Raw genomic sequence first — 19,390 nt, forward strand, 5'->3', positions numbered from 1 at the left:
CTAAGTCATTTTCTTCATTTGGCATTACTAAGTCTATGTTCGCAATACTTTCTGTTGCAATGGTATAGGTGTCATGCTCTAATAAATAGCCGTTTACATAAACCGGATTATTTTCTTCCAAATTAAAAAAGGCATTGAGTTCTGTTTGTGTTTTAGAAGGTATCTTCTTTTTTAGTTTGGCAAACAAAATACCGTTTGCCGTAAGATTATAAAAATGCGCTTTGCGGCTAGGTTTTTACTTTATCACTGCTATTTCTTCAATGTCTTCCTTTGAAGTGATGATGTTTTTATTGGCGATAATATGCTCGTCAATCAAGAGTATTGCGCAGCTGGTATTAGCTGCCTGGGGAAGTTTGTTGAAGCTGTCCTGGGCATTGCTAGTATAGTGAAAAAAGAAGAATAGAAATGTAACGAAGATAGTTTTCATTGGGATCGATAGCTTACGCCAATTTTACTCAATTTGATGCTTTTGGAATTACGCACTATTTAATAAAAAAAAAGCGGAATGAGCATGGGTAGTAGACCTAATGCCTTTTCTAAATTCTTTTCTGTTCTTTTGAAGTTTTTCTTATTCAATATTGAAGTGGGATTTGTGAAGTTAAGTGTATAGTGTATAGCACTCCTAAGGATGCTATACACTATACATAGTGTTAGCTAGCTTTTTAATAATCATACGTTGCTCTATAACTCAAAACTTCATCTTTCAGTGAAAATATTCCTGAATTGAGAGCATTATAATTACCTGCGGGAAATTCAACAAACTCTAAATTGTAAGTGCGCTTATAGGATTCTTTAAGAACAGGGTCTGTATCATTTCCAATAGCAATATAGTGTGGGTGAGCACTTTTAGCGGCAATATTTGAGTTTTCAAGAATTAATTGAATATCTGGGTCACTAAGTGAATAACCTAAAAATAGTATTGTATGCGTTAAGAAAAGAGATTCTAGAACCTTAAAAAAATTTCCGTGGTCTTGCTTTTCTTTAAAATATTGAGATCTAGAAAGAACTATTTTAGAAGGGTTGGAGACACAACCGTGAGCTTTAAGAATTAATCTTACAGGAGATCTTAAATCTGAAACAAGATGATCTTCATAATAGCGGCAAATATTATAACCATCTATAGCTTCACCCTGCCGACAATAATTGTCATAAATATCATCATAATTCGTTGTTACAACAACTTTTGGGTCTATCTCGAGAACAGACTCATGTACAAGTGATGGTTTATATTTAGGACGAACTAGCTCTTCTCTTATATAAGCTGAAAAATCAGCTTGTGGAACATGATGCAGAATTACTTCTGCAGCATCTAAGAACCTTTGTTCTGAAATAAACTTGTCAATAGTTGTCTTATCTCCGGATGTCATTTTACCTTTTAAATCATCAAGGAATTTATTCCAAGTTGTAGGGGATTTACTCCCATCTGCAGAAAGTGAGCCAGCAGATGCTCCTGAACCTAAAAATATTATACATCTTCTTGATGCTAGTTCAGCTGTCAATGCTTTAGGCCAATTCATTCTGCTAAATTTAAATTCGTTAATATGTTACCAGTAATAGCAGAAATTATCTGTTTATATTCTGACTGCTGCTTAAATTGTGTGCCAACCAGGCCATCACTTGACTTCAATTTTAATATTGGTGAGGAAACAGATTGAGCCAGAGGAATTAAGCTATATAGGTGTTTTACGTCGCCTATTTTCAAGCTATCAGAGTTTAAATTAGTGGGCATAAAAAGCTGTAATGAATTGGCGATTTCCTCAGGAATCATATTAATAATCTCTTCAAAAGCTTTTGTTGGTCTTCTAACTCCTTCTTTACTCTTTGTAATATATTGTTGCGATGTGTAACCTAAATAGCCTCTTGAAATTGCAGGTTCTGCAGCTATTTTATATTGGGCAAGTCTGCCAGGTGTTCTGTTTTCAGCTAACTCTAAAGAATTGGTATAAATTTCCATCCATGAAGACAGCCATGAAGAAATATTACGGACTCCCAGTATACTAAAGATGTCTGTTCCCATAGGAGTTATAAAATATTGGCAGCCAATCAAGATGCTTCTATTAATTGAGCCTAAGCTTGGTCCTAAATCAAAAAACACAAAGTCATATCGATCTTGCAATTGAGCGACTAAGCTAGTATTCCAGTTAGTCTTTCTTATGCCCCCTAAGTCACCTCCTTTAAGTTCATGCCATGCTGATCCTAATCTATCTTCAATAATAGAAAATGTTGGATGACCCGGAATTAAATCTACATTAAATCGATTTGTGGATTTATCAATGGGCACAATAGCTTCCAATATTGTAGAGTCACCGTCTTCTATCGGTTGAAGGATATCACTTATAGTTGTGATTTCACTATAATTTGTAGACGAGTTGTCCCAGTACAAATCACTTGCAAAATCAGAACCCATAATTAATTGTGTTGCATTACACTGTGGGTCACAGTCAACTATCAATACTCTTTTCGAGTGATAATCTGCTAGGTAATTACCTAAATTGCAAGTAAGGGTAGTTTTTCCAACCCCTCCTTTATTATTAAACATTGATATCGTAATCATAATTTCTTTTTTATGCTAGCTAACGATTATGCTATGGCAAGTAGTGCAGGCAAGGAAATTTTTCGTTTCCGTCTTGTCTGCGAGCCAGAACTTTTTGTTTTTAATTATTTTTCTAAGTTCCCCAAACTGTCAATCCAACTAGATTTATTTTGCTTAAAATTTTCTTTAGTTAATTTCAAATTATAGAAATCAGAAACAGAACTTAAAAAGATTTCCGCGTGTATAATCGCTCCAATGTCTAAACCGTTATCTAAATAATCTCTGGCCTCTAAATATTTTAATTGATTATCAGCTACTTCAACAATTCTTTCTATGACTCCCATATTTATAAAACCAATATTAACGAAAAATAGATTTTTTAAATCGTTTAGTTCTTCGATTTCTAAATCAGTTTTATAGACAAGCCTTTTTAAAACATCAACTGAATTACTTGCGCTATGTGATAATTTTTCAATTTCAGATTTGTTTCTTGAATAGATTTTCAGCAATTGTATAATCGAGGTTTTCATTTCGGCCTTATATTCATCTTCAGGCTTATCATAAGGTTTATTTACTGAATATTTATTCTCGTCTAAATATAGGACTGCATCATTTCCTTTCAAAGGTGTTCCATTAGGAGTTCTAATTATAAATTCTGATAAAGCTTTTTCAAATCTATCAAGTTGTTTGTAAACAAGTGTTGTTGTTCTGTTTAATAGAAACTCTTTTCTTGTTTCCTTCATTTCATTCCTCTGCAAGCTCAACTCAATTCGTTGATTTTTCAATTCAGTTCTTTGAATTAGAATTGTGACAATAACTCCTGCTAAAGCTAGAGCAGAAAATAATGCATTTAGAGCTCCAAATGTGTCTCCGAAAGTTCCGCTTTTACTCCAATCAGAAAAGAAGTAATTTATAGCGAATGGAAAGATAAAAGCAATAATTAAAAATCCGCCAGCTATTATCAAGAAAAGTGGAAAGTATTTGTCGGTTTCTTCCTTGTTGTTCATGTATTTTAAGTTTTCTGGAGCTTGCTGCTAACTATTATGCATGTGTTTAATTACACATATTCGAAAATAGTAAGGTATATGTGCAATTTCTATTATAAAATTTTTTAAGCTAAAGAGGTAGGGGGAATATACTTTGCTTACAGCTGCAATATAAAGAAGTTTTTGACATATTTTCTTACGGTTTTCCGTAAAACTGTCAGAAAAATAAATGGGTTGCCTACTATGGGACGGGGAGGTTTTTAATTGAGATTAGAACACCTAAAAACCCACCCCTTTGGTCCCCTCCCAAGAGGGGAGGTTTTCGTCTTTGTTTTTGGGTTGTTGGTAGTTGGGGAGCGACGTTTTCAAATAGGTTACCACTACTTTTGTATCTAAAAAATGTAATAATATCTACAAACTATTCCCCTCCTCGGAGGGGCTAGGGGTGGGTCCTTTTGGGTTAGCATGTTCCATAAAATCTACAGCACCCAATCACCCACCCCTTTGGTCCCCTCCCAAGAGGGAGGTTTTCGTCTTTGTTTTAGGTTTGTTGGTAGTTGGGGAGCGATGTTTTCAAAAAGGTTACCACTACTTTTTTATCTAAAAAGTATAGTAATAGTCACAAACTATTCCCCTCCTCGGAGGGGCTAGGGGTGGGTCCTTTTGGGTTAGCATGTTCCATAAAATCTACAGCACCCAATCACCCACCCCTTTGGTCCCCTCCCAAGAGGGGAGGTTTTCGTCTTTGTTTTGGGGTTTGTTGATTGTTGGGGAGCTACGTTTTCAAAAAGGTAACCACCACTTTTTGACCTAAAAAGTGTAAAAAAAGTCACAAACTATTCCCCTCCACGGAGGGGCTAGGGGTGGGTTCTTCCTTGTTCCAATTCTTCAATATACTCTCTGATTTCTTCCAGAACGCTAGATAGATTATTCTTCACATCACTATCTGAAAACCTAATCATGTTTACTCCTAAAGACGCCAAACGAGCTTGCCGTTTCTTATCTTTTTCTTCATGTCCTTCTTTAAAGTGGATACTGCCATCTACTTCTATGGCAAGTTGAAGATCTTTACAATAAAAGTCTACTATATACTGGTCAATAGGTATTTGCCTGCTAAATTTGTGACCCAATTTTTAACCCTTAATTTCTCGCCATAGGGCAATTTCACCTAAGGTCATATTGTTCCTTAGCTTTTTAGCCAGTTCTACTAAATATGGGTGGTATGGTATTATTCTCTCATAGTAGTACCCACCCCTTAGTCCCCTCCCAAGAGGGGAGAATTGCGTTTTTGATGGTAAAGTTAGCGTTGGTTGAAAATTCTATTGTCATGTAAATCATTTGCTGAAAGTTAAAGTAGAGTCCCAACTGTTCCCCTCGTCGGAGGGGCTAGGGTTGGGGCAAGATTTTCGGGGCTTCTTGTTTTGATGTTAAGGTATCTACGTTCTAAAACAAATCAATCTCACACTACTCCACCTTCATACCGTTCATTTCCTGTCCGTTTTGAAATAGGGTCAAACTTTCTGTGTTTCCGTTTTCGTCTTTTATGAACTGAATTTGTGCGGCAACTTCTTTTAAGTAAAAAGTATCTTTCGATTTGGCGAAAATATTGAACGATGGCTGCCCCGTTGCCTGTGCTTTTAATTGTTTACCATCTTTGGTAATCGTAATTTTAAAAGTGGGCATCAATTCGTAGACGCCTAGGTAACTTTCCAGTAGTGCTTCTGGTACTTCAAACTCTTTAGTGAAGTTACTGGTATCAACACCTAATTTTTTAAGCATATCAATCGCATTTATATTTCCAGGATTCATTTCTACCGTTTTGGTATAGTTTTCAATAGCACCATTATTATCACCTGATTTCATTAACGCTTCGGCATAACTATCATATACATTGGCAGAATTTGGATACGCGTCTACATTCAACTTAAAGACTTGAATAGCTTCTTTGGTTTTGTTAGACCTTAATAATTTATATCCCGCTTGGTTCATCTCATTTTCATTGACATCAAAATCTTGATTGTCTTTATTTTTCTCATAAAAGGATACTCCTGCATCAATACCTTCTGTCTCTATAACTTCTAAAACTTTAGATGCCAAGGAAGCTTTTGGGAGGTCATAGCTCTTATCGTTTATAATACCGAGAATAGCTTGCGTAATTTGACCTAAGGGAGCGCCGCCTGTATTATTTAAAAGCACGATCAATGATCGGTCTGATGGCGATCTGGAAATTTGTGTGTTGAATCCGTTAATTCCGCCACCATGACTAATTACGGCAATACTATCCGTTGTATTCCCAAGAGCTTCATTGCCGGTCATCCATCCGTAGGCATAGTGAAAACTGCCAAATGCAGGGATGTATGGTTTAAAATACATATCCATATATTTTTGGGGTAACAATTTGTTGGTATATAGCGCTTGATCCCACAGATATAAATCTTCTACGGTAGAATAGAGAGATCCTGCGGCATACGGAATGGACATATCTAGGTAAGGAGCATTGATGAATTCGCTCCCATTTTTTTCATAGCCTGTAGCTCTATTTTTAAGGATGTTGGAGTGATGGTCAAATCCGGAATCTTTCATTCCTAGTGGAGAAAATATATGTTCCGTTAGCATTTCTTCATACGTTTTGCCGGATAGTTTTTCAACAAGCAAACCCAAAAGAAAGTACCCCGAATTGCTATAATTGAATCTTTCCCCAGGGGTAAACTCCAATTCCATATCCTGAAACTTTTTAGTGAACTCTTCTGGCGAATATGGATCGCGACTATCTTCTTCAAAAAACTTAGGAAATGAGGTGTAGTTGGGTATACCGGCGGTATGGGTCAATAAATGGTGGGTGGTAATCTGGTCTCCGGTAGTTTTTGGATATTCTGGTAAGTATGTAGTTATGGGAGCTTGTAGATCTAACTTTCCATCCGCTGCTAATTGAAGAATAAGCATGGCCGTAAATTGTTTGGTGATCGATCCTAAACGATGTTTGGTGTTGGGACTGTTAGGGATATCCCACTCCATATTCGCCATACCATAACCCTTTTTAAGAATAACCTCACCATCTTTGGCAACTAGGGCAGAACCATTGAATTTGCCATATGAGAGATATTGATCTAGGAGTGCATCTATTTCTTCTGATTTTGATTGCCCGATTGCTGCAGTGCTTATTAAAAGCATAACAGATAAGCAAGTAAGTAACCTACTCCCTATACTGCGATGTAATGATCTCATAATTTGTTTTTTTGATTGATTGAATTCTACAAGGTTATTTATTTTTCATTCTTATAAACTGTACCGTTTTTCATCACGAATTTTATGTGCTCCAAAGTGGAGATATCTTCAATTGGATTCGTGTCTACGGCAATAATATCTGCAAGCATACCTTCTTTTAATTCACCACGATCCGTGAGCCCTAGCATTTCTGCACTATTGGTAGTAGCGGTTTTGATGGCCTCTTTAGTACTCATACCACAATCTATTAATGCCGCAAATTCAATGGCGTTTTTTCCATGGGGAATAATAGGCGTGTCCGTCCCAAAAGCAATTTTGACATCTGCTTTGATAGCTTTTGTAAGGTTTTGTTTGGCAATGGGCATTACATATTCTGCCTTACCGGCCATGACGGGATCCATTTTATCTATCATGGGTTCTATTATAGTGGCCAGCCCCCTGGTAGGTACTAGATAAACACCATTTTTTTTCATAAGTTGAATGCCTTCATCATCTATAATAGACCCATGTTCAATTGAGTACACGCCGGCTTTTATGGCCTCTTTAATACCCTCTGTACCATGGGCGTGGGCGGCAACTTTAATATGGTGCCTAGCAGCTTCGTCAACAATGGTTTTCATTTCCTCATTGCTTAGTTGTTGGGCGCCAATGGCATCTTCCATAGAGAGTACACCTGCCGTGGCGTGCATTTTTATGAATTTGGCACCATGCTTAATTTGATATCTTACCGCTTCTATGGCATCATACTTACCATTGATCACTCCGTCATTGGGACCTACGGTAACCAAACCTTCCGCCAGTCCTAAAGAAATATCCCCGTGTCCGCCGCTAATGGTGATCATATGTCCCGATGGAATAATTCGTGGTGCTGCTATGGTACCCTGTTCAGAAGCCTCTGAAACGGCAACATCAATTAACTCTGGGGTAATATGTAATTGCCCTATACTTCTTATGGTGGTAAAGCCTGCCATCAATGTTTTTTCAGCATTTGCAACAGCCCTAATAGTACCTTGACTGGCACTTTCCTTATAAACATAGTCCCAACTACCTTTAAATTCCCCATCTAAATGCACGTGCATGTCCATAAGCCCGGGTAACAATATTTTATCCGTTAAGTCAATCGTTTCCAAACCTTCCGGCAATGCCTTTGGATTAATGGATTTGATACTTCCGTTTTCAATGAGCAGGTTGGCAGGTGAAATTAACTTACCGGTTCTAACATCTAAAAAAGAAGCTGCTTTTATGAGTTTTGATTGTGCTAAAACGGATGATGTAGTTGCTAAAAGGATAAGAAGGGTTAAAACTTTTTTCATTTGGTCAGATATTTGTTTTACGGTTTTTAAAAAAATCCTATGGTTATGGATTTACTATAAAGATAATATTATAAAGTGTTAGGGGAGAGTACTTTGCTTATTGAAAGATACAGAAGTTTGATTAATTAAAGGTTAATGGATGGAGATTAAACAGTCACAAACTATTCCCCTCCTCGGAGGGGCTAGGGGTGGGTTCTTGAAGGTTAGCATGTTCCATGAAATCTACAGTACCCGATTACCCACCCCTCAATCCCCTCCCTAGAGGGGAGGTTTTTGTTTTGTCGCTATACTGATAGCTACTAAAACAACAAAAAACCGCTGTAAAGAAAGTCTTTACAACGGTTCACGTTTGAATTAGTCGAGTTTATACTAAACGAATAGCAGTATAATGGTCAACACCATACCTGCTAAGGAAAAATACAGTCCTTTTTTAAAAACTGAAGTTTTGGGTAAAAACATCCAAAATGATGAAACCACGAAAAATAGTAGTGATAGCCCAAAGAAAATATTTAAGAAATAAACAGGGCTATTGGTCGTGGCTTTATGTAAGTGCTCCATCTTATCTAAAATAAACGGGAGTTCCATCTTTTTTATGGTGGCAATACCCGTAACTTTATTGTATTGCCCTTGCTTAAAATAGACTACGTCACCTTCCGTTTTTTCGGGCTTTACGCCGCCTTTAATACGTAATGCTCCACCAAGTTCTGCAGCTTTTAAATTCGGTTTCAACTGGCGTTCCACTATTTTTTCACTTTTAAGAAAATCGGTATTTCTATAGATCATGATAATTCCGCTAATGGCATACATAGCCATGATACCGGCTAAAAAGAAACCTAAATAACGGTGAATAATTCTCATGCGTAAACTTGTGGTCATTTTCATTCTTTACTTTTTAATCGTTGGTTTTGGTGCGCAAAAATAGGGACATATTTTAATGTAATGGTTAAGACAGCCTTAATGATAAAAGGTTTAATGAGAAGAAGCCAAAAAAAAGAAAACCCCAAAGAGAAAAATCTCTTAGGGGCCTTCTCCGTTGTTTGGTGTTCTTTATTATTTAAAGCCAATTTCTTTAATACCCTTGTGACTAATTTTAATGGCATCTAAAGGTTTAAGACCATCAAAGGTCATGTCTTGCTCAACCATATAATATTTCATGCCGGAAAGAGCTTTATTGGCCAATATGTTTTTAAAACCGATGGACCCGGTGCCAACGGGGGCAAATCTACCTTGCTCATCCATGTCTTTTACATGCCATATTTTAAAACGACCTGGGTACTTGTTAAAATATGCTATAGGATTGGCGCCCGCTTTGGTGACCCAATATAGATCCATTTGAAAATCCAATAATTTGGGATTTACATTTTCCAAAAGATAGTCAATAGGTACTATGCCGTTTTCGTTCTTTTTAAATTCAAAATCGTGATTGTGGTAAAGTAGTTTTAATCCTGCTTTGTTGGCTTTTTTACCTAATGTCGTCAGAATTTCAGCCAGGTCTTTTACCGTGCCGGTCATACCCATTTGCTTTGTTTCCTGATCAAAGGTAAACATGCCCATTGGTGGTATAGGAACTACAAAATACTTAAACCCCGCAGCTTTGGCATCTGCCATCATTTTATCGGCATTGTCAAGGGTAACCGCGCTTTGGTGCGTACTGATCGGTTTCAATTTTAAAGATTTTAATAAACCTTTAAAGTCAGATGGTGTCATACCATAATATTTTCCATCTTCATAACCGGCGGCTTCAATGTTTTTGTAGCCGGCATCTGCTACTGCCTGTAGCGTAGCTTTGGCGTCTTTGCCCATGTCATCTCTGACCGTATAAAGGGCAAGGCCACCAAATTTCTTTTGGGCATAGGTGGTTACCGTGCCCAGCATAAAAATGGCAACAGCCATGCATTTAAATAAGTTGTTTGTTGAATTTTTCATTGTTGTTGTATAAAGTGTGAATATTATTTTTATTGTTTAAAGCTATATAGATAAGGAGCTTTGTGTGCCTTGCCCTCAAAAAGTTTTTCATGTCGCTCTAAAATATCAAGAGACAACATTTTACGTTGAAAACTGGTTCGTCTTAAGGTTTCGCCCAAAATAGCCTCAAAAACTTGTTGTAACTGTTTCATTGTAAATTTTTGGGGTAGTAGGTTCATACCTATCAATTTCTCGCTAATGTTGTTACGAAGTACTTCCAGGGCCTTTTCAACAATTTCGTTATGGTCCATCATTAACTTGGGTACCTTGTTTATATCATGCCAACCAATACTATCTGAAAGGTGATCCGGTTTAGGGTTTACATCTTCATAATTAATAAGGGCGTAATGGCCAACGGTAACAAAGCGTTCCATCATCCATTTATTTTTTTCCAAATTCTTATTGTTTGCCTCTAAAATGCGACGCGTGGCCTCAGGATCGGTTCTATCTAATTTTCCGAAAATCTGAAATTGATCTAAATACACATTTTTGAGTCCGGTACGTTCTTCTACTCCCTTGTTTACCGCATCCTGTAAACTTTGGTTTTTTTTGACATAGCCTCCCGGAAGTGCAAACAAGCCCGTATTGTGATATTCTAAAATGAGTATTTTTAACTTCTTTCCATTAAACCCGAATATTACACAGTCATAAGAAAGGTGAGGAATGAATTTCATATTTTTAGCGCCTTTCATTAATGAATTTGATAATTCTAGCTTGCATTTTTCAAATAAAGCACAAAATATAGTCTTATCAAAGTATTAATGTTATTAAATGAGACAATAGGTAGAGGGGTACCATTGTCAATTAAATTTACTGGAATCTTTATGTTCCACTAGGCAACAATATAGTGTTATTTTAAAATAAAACGGATCGGCAATTTAAGTCGATGTAATTTAATGTTTACCGGCTTTTTCTTTTCCAAGTTCTACTGCACGTTCAAAGGCTGCAAAGGCCGCATCCTTGATCAATTCACCTACATTATTGTTTTCCATAGAATCTAGGGCCGCACGGGTTGTACCGCCTTTGCTGGCAACTTTGTCCATCCAGGAATTTGGCGAAAGTTCATTTTGGTTGAATAATTCAATAGCTCCCGTAAAGGTCTGTGCAACCAATATTTTAGAGACATTGGGCGTAAAGCCCATTTTTAAAGCAGCTTCCATCATGCTTTGCATAAAGTAGAATACGTAGGCAGGTCCGCTACCGGAAATACCCGTGGAGGCATCTATAAAATTCTCATCGCTCACCAAAACGGATTTACCTGTGGTATCCAACAGGCTTTCTATGGTCAACAGTTCAATTCTGGTGACATCTTCTGCGGCAACGAAAGAAGTTAGTCCCTTACCTATCTGTGCCGGCAAGTTGGGCATGGCACGTACTATTTTTGTGAGTCCTGTTAAGTTTCTAATGGTTTCCATGGTCACACCTGCCATTATGGAGATAAGAATTTGACCAGGTTTAACCAGGGGTTTCAATTTTAGAAATACACTTTCTGCATGATAAGGTTTTACCGCTATAAAAATAATATCGGCCTGGGGAGCGCAATTTTTTAGATCGTCAAAAGCATCAAATTGGGGATTTTCCCGTAATGCCTCCAATTTTTCTTCAGAAGTGTCCAGCACCATTATATTTCTCTTCTTAAGTAATTTTGATTTAGACATGCCTTCTGCATACGTTAGGCCCATATTGCCGGCTCCTATTACTAATATCTTCATGAATTTAATTTTAATTATTGGATGGTATATGTAGCTGTTCAATTAGATGAACAACATCTTGTCAACAGCATTGTTCTTGCGTCTGTAATATATTTGTCTGTAGGTATGCAAGGTTTTAATAGGTATTCCTAAAAAGTATTTTGTAATAGAGGTTACTTTAGACTTTTTTAAACCATTTCGTGTTCTGTACAATTCTTTGGTATTGCTCTCTCTTTTAATGTAAATAAATTTCATGTAGCTCTGTTTTAATAGTAACATAACATAAGCAATTGCAACTCCAAATTAGAGCTGTTAAGTTTATGTTATTCTGTTTTAAGGGGGTACTTGTAATTGGGCTGTACCAGTTTTTCTAAGTTATTAATGTCTAATATTATAGATAGGCACGTAGTATTTCCGTATTAGAAGTACGGCGAAGTGATTTTAGACCTTTATCCTTTATTTGACGTACACGCTCCCTGGTAACGTCAAAGACTTCGCCTATTTCAACTAGGCTCATGGCAGGCTGATTTCCTAGACCGAAGAATAGGCGAAGAACATCGCCTTGTCTTTCAGGAATTTTTCTTAGCACTTGATCAATGTCCGTTTCTAAAGATTCTGCCATCATCTGCTTATCCGGGCTATTGATCTGGGTAGATTCCAGTACATTATAAAGAGAAGATGATTCTCCTTCCTTAAAAGGAGCATCCAATGAAACCGATTTGCCGGAATTTTTCATGGAGCTTTTTACTTTGGAAACATGGATGTCCAACTCCTGTGCAACCTCAGAAGCACTAGGGGGTCTTTCGTTTGCTTGTTCTAAAGCAGAATATACCTGATAGATTTTGGAGTTCACCGCAATTTTGTTCTGTGGTAAACGAATGAGTCGAGATTTGTTCGATAATGCCTGTAAAATAGATTGGCGGATCCACCAAACGGCATAGGATATAAATTTGAATCCCCTGGTTTCGTCAAAACGTTTAGCGGCCTTTACAAGTCCTAGATTACCTTCATTGATGAGGTCCGTTAGGCGTAACCCTCTATTTTGATATTGTTTAGCCGCAGATACCACGAACCTTAAGTTGGCACTAACCAATTTATCTAGCGCTTTTTGATCACCCTCACGAATCTTCTTTGCCAGCTCTACTTCTTCATCTGCAGTAATTAAATCTATTTTACTGATTTCCTGAAAATATTTTTCTAATGATTTGGCATCTCTGTTCGTAATTTGTTTGGTGATCTTTAATTGTCGCATAGAATAATTTAAGGTTAAACTATAACATAGTATAATTTTGATAAAACACAAGAAATTGACCCGTTTTATGATTTATTTGACTGTTTTAAGTGGATTTTGGACTGTTTTTAAGCTGAAATGGATAGTTTTTAAAATTTATACAGTGCTTGTTTTCACATTTCTTTCAATGGAACCTTAATGATTTACATATATGGGGTATACTTTGCTACACATTTGCATAAGTAGCATTCTTCCTTAACATAAATTTACATGCCATGATCATCTTTTAGGGCTTACGCTGCTGATATTAAAGCCTTGATTTTTATTTTTGGGTAAACTACCTGTCACACTATGAAAATTCGCTTTAGTATCTTATTCTTCGCATTTGCCATGATTGCACCATTTGCGATCGGGCAAAAAATAGACTTCTCTACGCTTAAAAACCTGAAAATACGCAATGTGGGCCCCGCAAATATGAGCGGTCGTATCACGGCAATAGATGTGGTAACGGATCATCCAAAGACAATGTTCGTTGGGGCGGCTTCTGGCGGCGTTTGGAAATCAGAAAATGGAGGTTCTGCATGGAAGCCTGTTTTTGATGAACAGCCAACACAAAATATAGGGGCACTTGCCATACAACAAAATGACCCTAATGTCATTTGGGTAGGTACGGGTGAAGGTAATCCCCGTAATTCCATGAATTTAGGTATGGGCGTTTTTAAAAGTACGGATGGCGGTAAAACCTGGAAGCACATGGGGCTTAAAGACACTAAAACTATACATAGAATACGTATTGATCCAAACGATCCTAACATTGTTTACGTAGGGGCAATGGGCGATCCTTTTACGGAAAATGAGCATAGGGGCTTATATAAAACTGTTGATGGCGGGTTGCATTGGGAAAAGATTTTATACTCCAATACCACGTCCGGTATCGCAGATTTGGTCATGCATCCTACAAATTCTAAAAAGCTATTTGCAGCGCTATACCAACATAAACGTACGCCTTATTATTTTACATCGGGCGGAGAAGGTTCCGGATTTTATGTAACTGATGATGCCGGTGCACATTGGCGAAAGCTAGATGAGAAAAATGGATTGCCTTATGGTGATCTAGGAAGAATAGGTATTGCCATTGCACCTTCTAAACCAGATAGGATCTATGCAAAAATAGAAGCAAAGAAAAATACAATTTACCGAAGCGATGATGGAGGTACAAGTTGGGAAATGATCAATGACAATCCAAAATTTGCCAATAATAGGCCCTTTTATTTTCAAGACCTAGCGGTAGATTCGGAAGACCCGGACAGAGTCTATAATATATATCAGCCATTATCGGTCAGTTATGATGGTGCCGCTACTTTTGATACAGTACCTATGATACCCGCTGATGAGACAAAGGGCATTCATGCAGATTTTCATGCCTTTTGGGTAAATCCTAAAGATGCCGAACATTTTATTATTGGTGGAGACGGAGGTCTGGGCATAACCCAAGATCATGGCAAAAGTTGGTACTTTCCGGAAACCATACCGGTGGCGCAATTTTATCATGTGGGCGTAGATAACGATACGCCTTACAATGTGTACGGAGGTATGCAGGACAATGGCAATTGGTCCGGGCCTTCCTATACCTGGAAAAGAGGTGGGATTAGAACGTTGTACTGGCAGTATTTGGTAGGTGGTGATGGGTTTGATATTTCTCCCGATCCGGATAATTCTAGATTTGGTTATGGTTCCTCCCAAAACGGAGATTTGTACAGGTATGACAAATTAACCGGTTATTATGTAAGTATAAAACCACCGTCAGAAGATATAAACGTTCCATTACGTTTTAACTGGAACGCAGCTTTTGCAAGAGACCCCAAAAATGACAATGCAGCTTATTACGGGTCTCAATTTGTACACGTAACCAAAGATAAAGGGGCAACATGGAAAATTATTTCGCCAGATTTAACGACCAATAAACCCGAGCACCAAAAACCTGATTATGGAGGGTTGACCTTGGATGTTTCCGGTGCAGAGCGCTATAATGCAATTTTAAGTATTGCGCCAAGTTCTTTGAACGAACGTATTGTTTGGGTAGGTACGGATGATGGACAAGTACAACTAACGACCGATGGCGGAAAAAAATGGAAAAATATGACCTCTAAGGTAAAGGGTATGCCAAACGAAGGTTGGATTGCCCAAATAGAGGCTTCTCGTTATAATGAAAATTCTGCATGGATGGTCGTCAACAATTATAGAAAGGGTGATTATGAACCCTACGTTTTTAAAACGGATGATCTAGGCAAAACATGGAAACGTGTAGCGGATAATACTATGGTAAAAGGCTATGCCTTAAGTATAATACAGGATCCGGTAGAACCAAATTTGGTCTTTTTGGGCACGGAGAACGGATTATGGATAAGCATTGATGAAGGGGCAACATGGTCTCAATTTAAAAACGGATTTCCTTCAGTATCAACCATGGATCTTAAAATTCAAGAGAAAGAATCCGCTTTGATCGTTGGTACGTTTGGAAGGGCAATTTGGGTTTTGGATGATTTGTCCGCCTTACGTGAAATTGCGGCAAACAGGTTAAAGTTGGGCTTAACCGCACTGCCTATGAATGATGCCGTACAGGTAAAAGGTTTGTTCATAAATCCGCCAGGAAATATTTGGACAGGTTTTCATACTACTTTTGAAGGGGAAAATAAGTTATTTCAGAAGACTAAAATCCCCTTTTACCTTACGGATGAGCCTACCAATGAAACTAAGGTAACCGCCATGATCTATGATCAAAAAGATAGATTGATCCATACAGTTGAGACCAAGGAATTGACCAAAGGTTTAAATTATATGATCTGGAAATTAGATGAAACGGCATCTTCCTTGCCAGGTTCATGGACAGATGATTTTTCTAGGGATATACCAGTGTTGCCGGGGGAATATACCATCGTCTTAGAGCAAGGTACTTATGCCGATACCACAAAGGTTACGGTAGTTGCAGATCCTAGATTTGAAGTATTGCCAAGTGTAGATAAAGCATTGTATGATTATAAAAAAGAAGTAGATGCTCAAGTAGAAATTTTGTCAAATGACTTAAAGGATATTGATGCCAAGAGCAAGAAAATAGCTGATTGGCTATCTAAAATACAAGCATCTAATAATGATCCTAATCAGGTATTGGTAGGTAAGCTAGAAAAAATGGAACAGTCCTTAAAAGAATTACGGGCAAAAGGTAAGACCCCAAAACCAGATAGGCAAGTAGGGGCTTGGCAATCATTTAACACAACGCCCTATTCAAAAATAAAAGACGCATTACGTATTGCGGCCGCACAGAACAACGAACCTTCTGTTCAGCATCAAGAAATTCTTGGGCAAGCAAAAAAACTCGTTGCGGAGTTTTCTAAGACCGTATCTAATTTTATGGATGACTACTGGGTTCCTTTTCAAGAAAATATTGAAAAAAGTAGTACCATTTTGAAAGATTGATCAAAAAGCTAAAAAGAGCTATGGTAGTATAGCTTCGGCTTCAATTTCTACCATATAACCATTGCCTACCAGTTTGGCTTCTACCAGGGTATTTGCAGGGTTTATGCCTTTAAACCGTTCGCCATGAGCTCTAGCAATAGGTTCCCAATCTTTTAGTTCGTTGACGAAAATACGTGTTCTAACCACGTCTTCAAGTTTACCGCCAAAGGAAGTGATTACGCCTTCTATTTTATCAATTATAAAATGGGTCTGGGCAGCGGCATCGTTACCGCCGATCATTAAGTTGCCGTGTGTAGCGGTGGTGCCAGAAACATGGATGTTTTTACCAAGTTTAATGGCTCTGCAATAACCTGCATATTCTTCCCATTCGGTACCACTAAAAATCTGTTCTTTATTTTCTCCCGTTTTTAACGGGATAAAAGCTTTGGGAATAGTTTCCAAGTGGTCGCTGAGATCGCCCGATGCGGTCAGGAAGGGGGGTTTTCTGTACTCGTCACCGCAATCTCCAGGTATGTCTTTCAATTGAAGTTGTGCCTTTTTAATATCGTTGATATCATCCGCATCAAGTTGAATGTCCAACATTTTTCTATTATCGTCAATATGCTCGCTTTCTCCCAAACGGGCGCCTACAATAACAGCGGCAACGGCTTCACCTTCTAAGATGAACCTACTTGCAATATTTGCGATGGAAGCATTATGTTTATCTGCAATTTTTTTTACGGTCCGCAATAACTTTTGGTACGGTTCCCATCCGCCGGCGGCATCAATAAAACGTTTGTATTTCATTTGTGACCATGTAGTCAGTTCCTCTTTGGCGGGCTCGGTTTTGTTTAACCATTTATCGGTTAAAAATCCGCCTGCCAAAGTCCCGAACGTCAATAGTTTTACATTATACTCACGGCATACTTTTGCCATTTGCCCGTTCGCCCTTTGGTCTATCAATGAATGGCAAATTTGATTGCTAACAATAGGGATACCGCTTGCCAGGGCAATTCTTAAATGTGCGGCATCAAAATTTGTGACCCCAATATGTTTGATCAAACCCTCTTCCTGTAGTTCCTTTAAATATAAGAGGCCATCTAACCAACTGGCATCGGGGTAGTACCACGCATGAAATTGCAAAAGGTCTATGCTGGATTGTTGCATTCTGTCAAGTGCAGTCCGTATGGCAGCTCTGACATCTTCACGGGAAATTTTTCCGGGTTTTGGAACCCATTTGGTAAATAGCTGCACGCTATCTTTATCCGCTAGGTTATTTTTAAAGGTACCGGCAATTATTTCACTGGAGCCGTAGTGGTCTGCCATGTCAAAAGAGGTGAGACCGGCATCTAGATAAGGTTTCATGTACTTGGCCGTTGCAACAGGGTCCAAGGTATTGCCGTTACGCTCCATATCCGCAATTTGCCATAAGCCCGTAACCACTCTGGAAATCTCTAAATCTTTTGCTAATTCAATTGTTGTTCGCATCTTTTATTCTTCAGGCAGTTCTAAAAATAATTTGTTTGTATCGTTGTTCTGTTTCTTCAATTTTTTCCAGTAATAGGCAAATAATATACTTGCCAGTGCCATAACTATGAGCCATATTGGTGTAGAGTGAAAATACCACGCCGTTGTCTCTGAGGTAAGATCCTTATAAGTGTGTATGACCAAGAACCCGGAAAGGGTAAAAATGCCAGACCAAGCAATGCATAATTGTAATGTTCTGTTTTTAAGTACAGAAATCTTTTTTACCAGACCTGGGTTTACCTTTTTTATGGTAACAAGTGTAATGCACATTAGCAGAAAATTGACCATCATAGAGGTCACCATAATATCTATGCCCAAAAAGAAATCCCCTGCAAAATGAGAGCCTAGAACACCAATACTTGCCATAGCGCCTGCCACAATTAAGGCAATATGTGGTGTATGGTTTTTTGGATGTACCCTAGAGATGGATTTTGGAAAAATACCATCTTTGGCCCAAGCGAACATTAAGCGTGATACGGATAGTAACATAGCAGGTAGATCATTGATCAGCGCAATTGCGGCACCTGCCAATATTGCAATGCCTAAACCAGATGGCAGTACATAACTTAACAGCCCAGGGGCAGAGATATCTTTGTTCATTGCTTCTTCTGCAACAAAACTCCACGGTACAATATGGTATACCGCCGTTGCAAAGAGAAAGTAAAATAGGCCAACGCCAAATATGGCGAGTAAAATTGCCCTTGGTAATGTTTTAGTAGGTTTTTTTGCTTCCCCGCCTGCTTGGGCAATAGAATCAAAACCAATAAAGCTGGAAAACAAAAGTGCGGCCGCAGACAGAAATATACGCCAATCAAAATCTATTTGGTTTACAGGGATAAAGCTGCGTCCTGTTTTGTTTTGTAACCCGGCCAGGAAATCCGTTGTATCATAAATGAGTCCCGAAACTATAACAATTCCGCCAAGGGCGAACATTAAAAACATCATGGGTAATAAAATACGTTCATAACTTTTGATGCCCCTAATGTTAATGGTGATAAACGACCAGATCAATGCCAATGCAATGGTTACTCTTATCCATCCTATTTCCAATCCGTTAGAGATGTTTTTCCATCCCAAACTCAGTGTTACATCTCTTATAAACGGTACGGTAACGTAAGCGATAACACCAATAACAATAGAGAGCCCGAACCATTGGGAGAAACTGGCGACAAAGCCTAAATACGGATTTAAGCCTCTACTGGCGTATATATAACTACCGCCTGCACGTGGCATGGCAGACGCCAAAATACCATAGGCCAATGCCGCGAACAATGCAGGCACCGCCGCAAAAATAAATGCAGGCAGTACATAAGGGCCAATACCCGGCACATTACGTTGTATCATGAACGGCACAACATTTATAGATGCCCCTAACATAGAACAAACACCCGTAGCGGTAAGGGCAAGAAGCCCCATTTGGCGGTTTAATTTCTTAGAGTTCGTAGTCAATAGTTATGAAGTTATGG

At 38.2% G+C, this 19,390-nt stretch carries 15 protein-coding genes and 1 pseudogene; 1 reads left to right on the forward strand and 15 read right to left on the reverse strand.

Translation table 11 applies throughout. The annotated features are described in order from the left end of the window. The 13 genes and pseudogenes from QZ657_RS08595 to QZ657_RS08655 all read right to left on the reverse strand — a co-directional run. Window positions 1-187: pseudogene (locus QZ657_RS08595) on the reverse strand (hypothetical protein); the annotation flags it as partial. 475 nt (window positions 188-662) lie between these two features. Further along, entirely contained in the window at window positions 663-1,517 is an 855-nt protein-coding gene (locus tag QZ657_RS08600; RefSeq protein ID WP_291966277.1) for an SIR2 family NAD-dependent protein deacylase, read from the reverse strand. After that, the gene (locus QZ657_RS08605; protein WP_291966279.1) at window positions 1,514-2,554 is read right to left on the reverse strand and encodes a ParA family protein; all 1,041 of its coding nucleotides are present in this window, start codon (window positions 2,552-2,554) and stop codon (window positions 1,514-1,516) included. Before QZ657_RS08605 ends, QZ657_RS08600 begins: the two co-directional genes overlap by 4 nt. Before the next feature lie 104 nt (window positions 2,555-2,658). Beyond that, a complete protein-coding gene (locus QZ657_RS08610) occupies window positions 2,659-3,540 on the reverse strand; it encodes a hypothetical protein (protein ID WP_291966281.1) in 882 nt (293 codons plus the stop codon). Between the two features lie 836 nt (window positions 3,541-4,376). Next, window positions 4,377-4,649, reverse strand: a complete 273-nt coding sequence (locus QZ657_RS08615; RefSeq protein ID WP_291966282.1) for an endonuclease domain-containing protein — start codon at window positions 4,647-4,649, stop codon at window positions 4,377-4,379. A 334-nt stretch (window positions 4,650-4,983) separates the two neighbouring features. Next, window positions 4,984-6,744 (reverse strand): serine hydrolase, encoded by a 1,761-nt coding sequence (locus QZ657_RS08620; protein WP_291966283.1) that lies wholly within the window; start codon window positions 6,742-6,744, stop codon window positions 4,984-4,986. 38 nt (window positions 6,745-6,782) lie between these two features. Beyond that, window positions 6,783-8,057, reverse strand: a complete 1,275-nt coding sequence (locus QZ657_RS08625) for a metal-dependent hydrolase family protein (RefSeq protein WP_291966285.1) — start codon at window positions 8,055-8,057, stop codon at window positions 6,783-6,785. Window positions 8,058-8,426: 369 nt separating this feature from the next. Beyond that, window positions 8,427-8,939: a hypothetical protein gene (locus tag QZ657_RS08630; protein WP_291966287.1), complete on the reverse strand. Its 513-nt coding sequence runs from the start codon at window positions 8,937-8,939 to the stop codon at window positions 8,427-8,429. A gap of 168 nt (window positions 8,940-9,107) precedes the next feature. Next, entirely contained in the window at window positions 9,108-9,950 is an 843-nt protein-coding gene (locus QZ657_RS08635; protein ID WP_412759683.1) for a sugar phosphate isomerase/epimerase family protein, read from the reverse strand. A gap of 62 nt (window positions 9,951-10,012) precedes the next feature. Further along, window positions 10,013-10,696, reverse strand: a complete 684-nt coding sequence (locus QZ657_RS08640) for an NUDIX hydrolase (protein ID WP_291966292.1) — start codon at window positions 10,694-10,696, stop codon at window positions 10,013-10,015. A 219-nt stretch (window positions 10,697-10,915) separates the two neighbouring features. After that, on the reverse strand, window positions 10,916-11,734 hold the full coding sequence (gene proC / locus QZ657_RS08645; RefSeq protein WP_291966294.1) for a pyrroline-5-carboxylate reductase: 819 nt from the start codon (window positions 11,732-11,734) through the stop codon (window positions 10,916-10,918). Between the two features lie 42 nt (window positions 11,735-11,776). Beyond that, the gene (locus tag QZ657_RS08650) at window positions 11,777-11,968 is read right to left on the reverse strand and encodes a hypothetical protein (protein ID WP_276471110.1); all 192 of its coding nucleotides are present in this window, start codon (window positions 11,966-11,968) and stop codon (window positions 11,777-11,779) included. Window positions 11,969-12,104: 136 nt separating this feature from the next. Beyond that, on the reverse strand, window positions 12,105-12,965 hold the full coding sequence (locus tag QZ657_RS08655) for an RNA polymerase sigma factor RpoD/SigA (RefSeq protein ID WP_291963129.1): 861 nt from the start codon (window positions 12,963-12,965) through the stop codon (window positions 12,105-12,107). 330 nt (window positions 12,966-13,295) lie between these two features. Here QZ657_RS08655 and QZ657_RS08660 point away from each other — a divergent pair, with 330 nt between their 5' ends. Then, complete coding sequence (locus tag QZ657_RS08660; protein WP_291966296.1) at window positions 13,296-16,418, forward strand: WD40/YVTN/BNR-like repeat-containing protein; 3,123 nt, start codon at window positions 13,296-13,298, stop codon at window positions 16,416-16,418. Between the two features lie 18 nt (window positions 16,419-16,436). Here the strand turns inward: QZ657_RS08660 and QZ657_RS08665 are convergent, their stop codons facing one another. Both QZ657_RS08665 and QZ657_RS08670 read right to left on the reverse strand, forming a co-directional pair. Then, window positions 16,437-17,885: an aldo/keto reductase gene (locus QZ657_RS08665; RefSeq protein ID WP_291966298.1), complete on the reverse strand. Its 1,449-nt coding sequence runs from the start codon at window positions 17,883-17,885 to the stop codon at window positions 16,437-16,439. A gap of 3 nt (window positions 17,886-17,888) precedes the next feature. Continuing rightward, window positions 17,889-19,340 (reverse strand): APC family permease, encoded by a 1,452-nt coding sequence (locus QZ657_RS08670; RefSeq protein WP_291966300.1) that lies wholly within the window; start codon window positions 19,338-19,340, stop codon window positions 17,889-17,891. Between the last annotated feature and the right edge of the window lie 50 nt (window positions 19,341-19,390).

The sequence above is a fragment of the Maribacter sp. genome, assembly GCA_020629415.1.
GTDB lineage: Bacteria > Bacteroidota > Bacteroidia > Flavobacteriales > Flavobacteriaceae > Maribacter > Maribacter huludaoensis.

What these genes read in the sequence shown, in the direction of transcription:
- QZ657_RS08600 (WP_291966277.1), bottom strand. Translation starts at nt 1,517, where the DNA reads ATGAATTGGCCTAAAGCATTGACAGCTGAACTAGCATCAAGAAGATGT.
- QZ657_RS08605 (WP_291966279.1), bottom strand. Translation starts at nt 2,554, where the DNA reads ATGATTACGATATCAATGTTTAATAATAAAGGAGGGGTTGGAAAAACT.
- QZ657_RS08610 (WP_291966281.1), bottom strand. Translation starts at nt 3,540, where the DNA reads ATGAACAACAAGGAAGAAACCGACAAATACTTTCCACTTTTCTTGATA.
- QZ657_RS08620 (WP_291966283.1), bottom strand. Translation starts at nt 6,744, where the DNA reads ATGAGATCATTACATCGCAGTATAGGGAGTAGGTTACTTACTTGCTTA.
- QZ657_RS08625 (WP_291966285.1), bottom strand. Translation starts at nt 8,057, where the DNA reads ATGAAAAAAGTTTTAACCCTTCTTATCCTTTTAGCAACTACATCATCC.
- QZ657_RS08630 (WP_291966287.1), bottom strand. Translation starts at nt 8,939, where the DNA reads ATGAAAATGACCACAAGTTTACGCATGAGAATTATTCACCGTTATTTA.
- QZ657_RS08635 (WP_412759683.1), bottom strand. Translation starts at nt 9,950, where the DNA reads ATGGCTGTTGCCATTTTTATGCTGGGCACGGTAACCACCTATGCCCAA.
- QZ657_RS08640 (WP_291966292.1), bottom strand. Translation starts at nt 10,696, where the DNA reads ATGAAATTCATTCCTCACCTTTCTTATGACTGTGTAATATTCGGGTTT.
- proC (WP_291966294.1), bottom strand. Translation starts at nt 11,734, where the DNA reads ATGAAGATATTAGTAATAGGAGCCGGCAATATGGGCCTAACGTATGCA.
- QZ657_RS08650 (WP_276471110.1), bottom strand. Translation starts at nt 11,968, where the DNA reads ATGAAATTTATTTACATTAAAAGAGAGAGCAATACCAAAGAATTGTAC.
- QZ657_RS08655 (WP_291963129.1), bottom strand. Translation starts at nt 12,965, where the DNA reads ATGCGACAATTAAAGATCACCAAACAAATTACGAACAGAGATGCCAAA.
- QZ657_RS08660 (WP_291966296.1), top strand. Translation starts at nt 13,296, where the DNA reads ATGAAAATTCGCTTTAGTATCTTATTCTTCGCATTTGCCATGATTGCA.
- QZ657_RS08665 (WP_291966298.1), bottom strand. Translation starts at nt 17,885, where the DNA reads ATGCGAACAACAATTGAATTAGCAAAAGATTTAGAGATTTCCAGAGTG.
- QZ657_RS08670 (WP_291966300.1), bottom strand. Translation starts at nt 19,340, where the DNA reads ATGGGGCTTCTTGCCCTTACCGCTACGGGTGTTTGTTCTATGTTAGGG.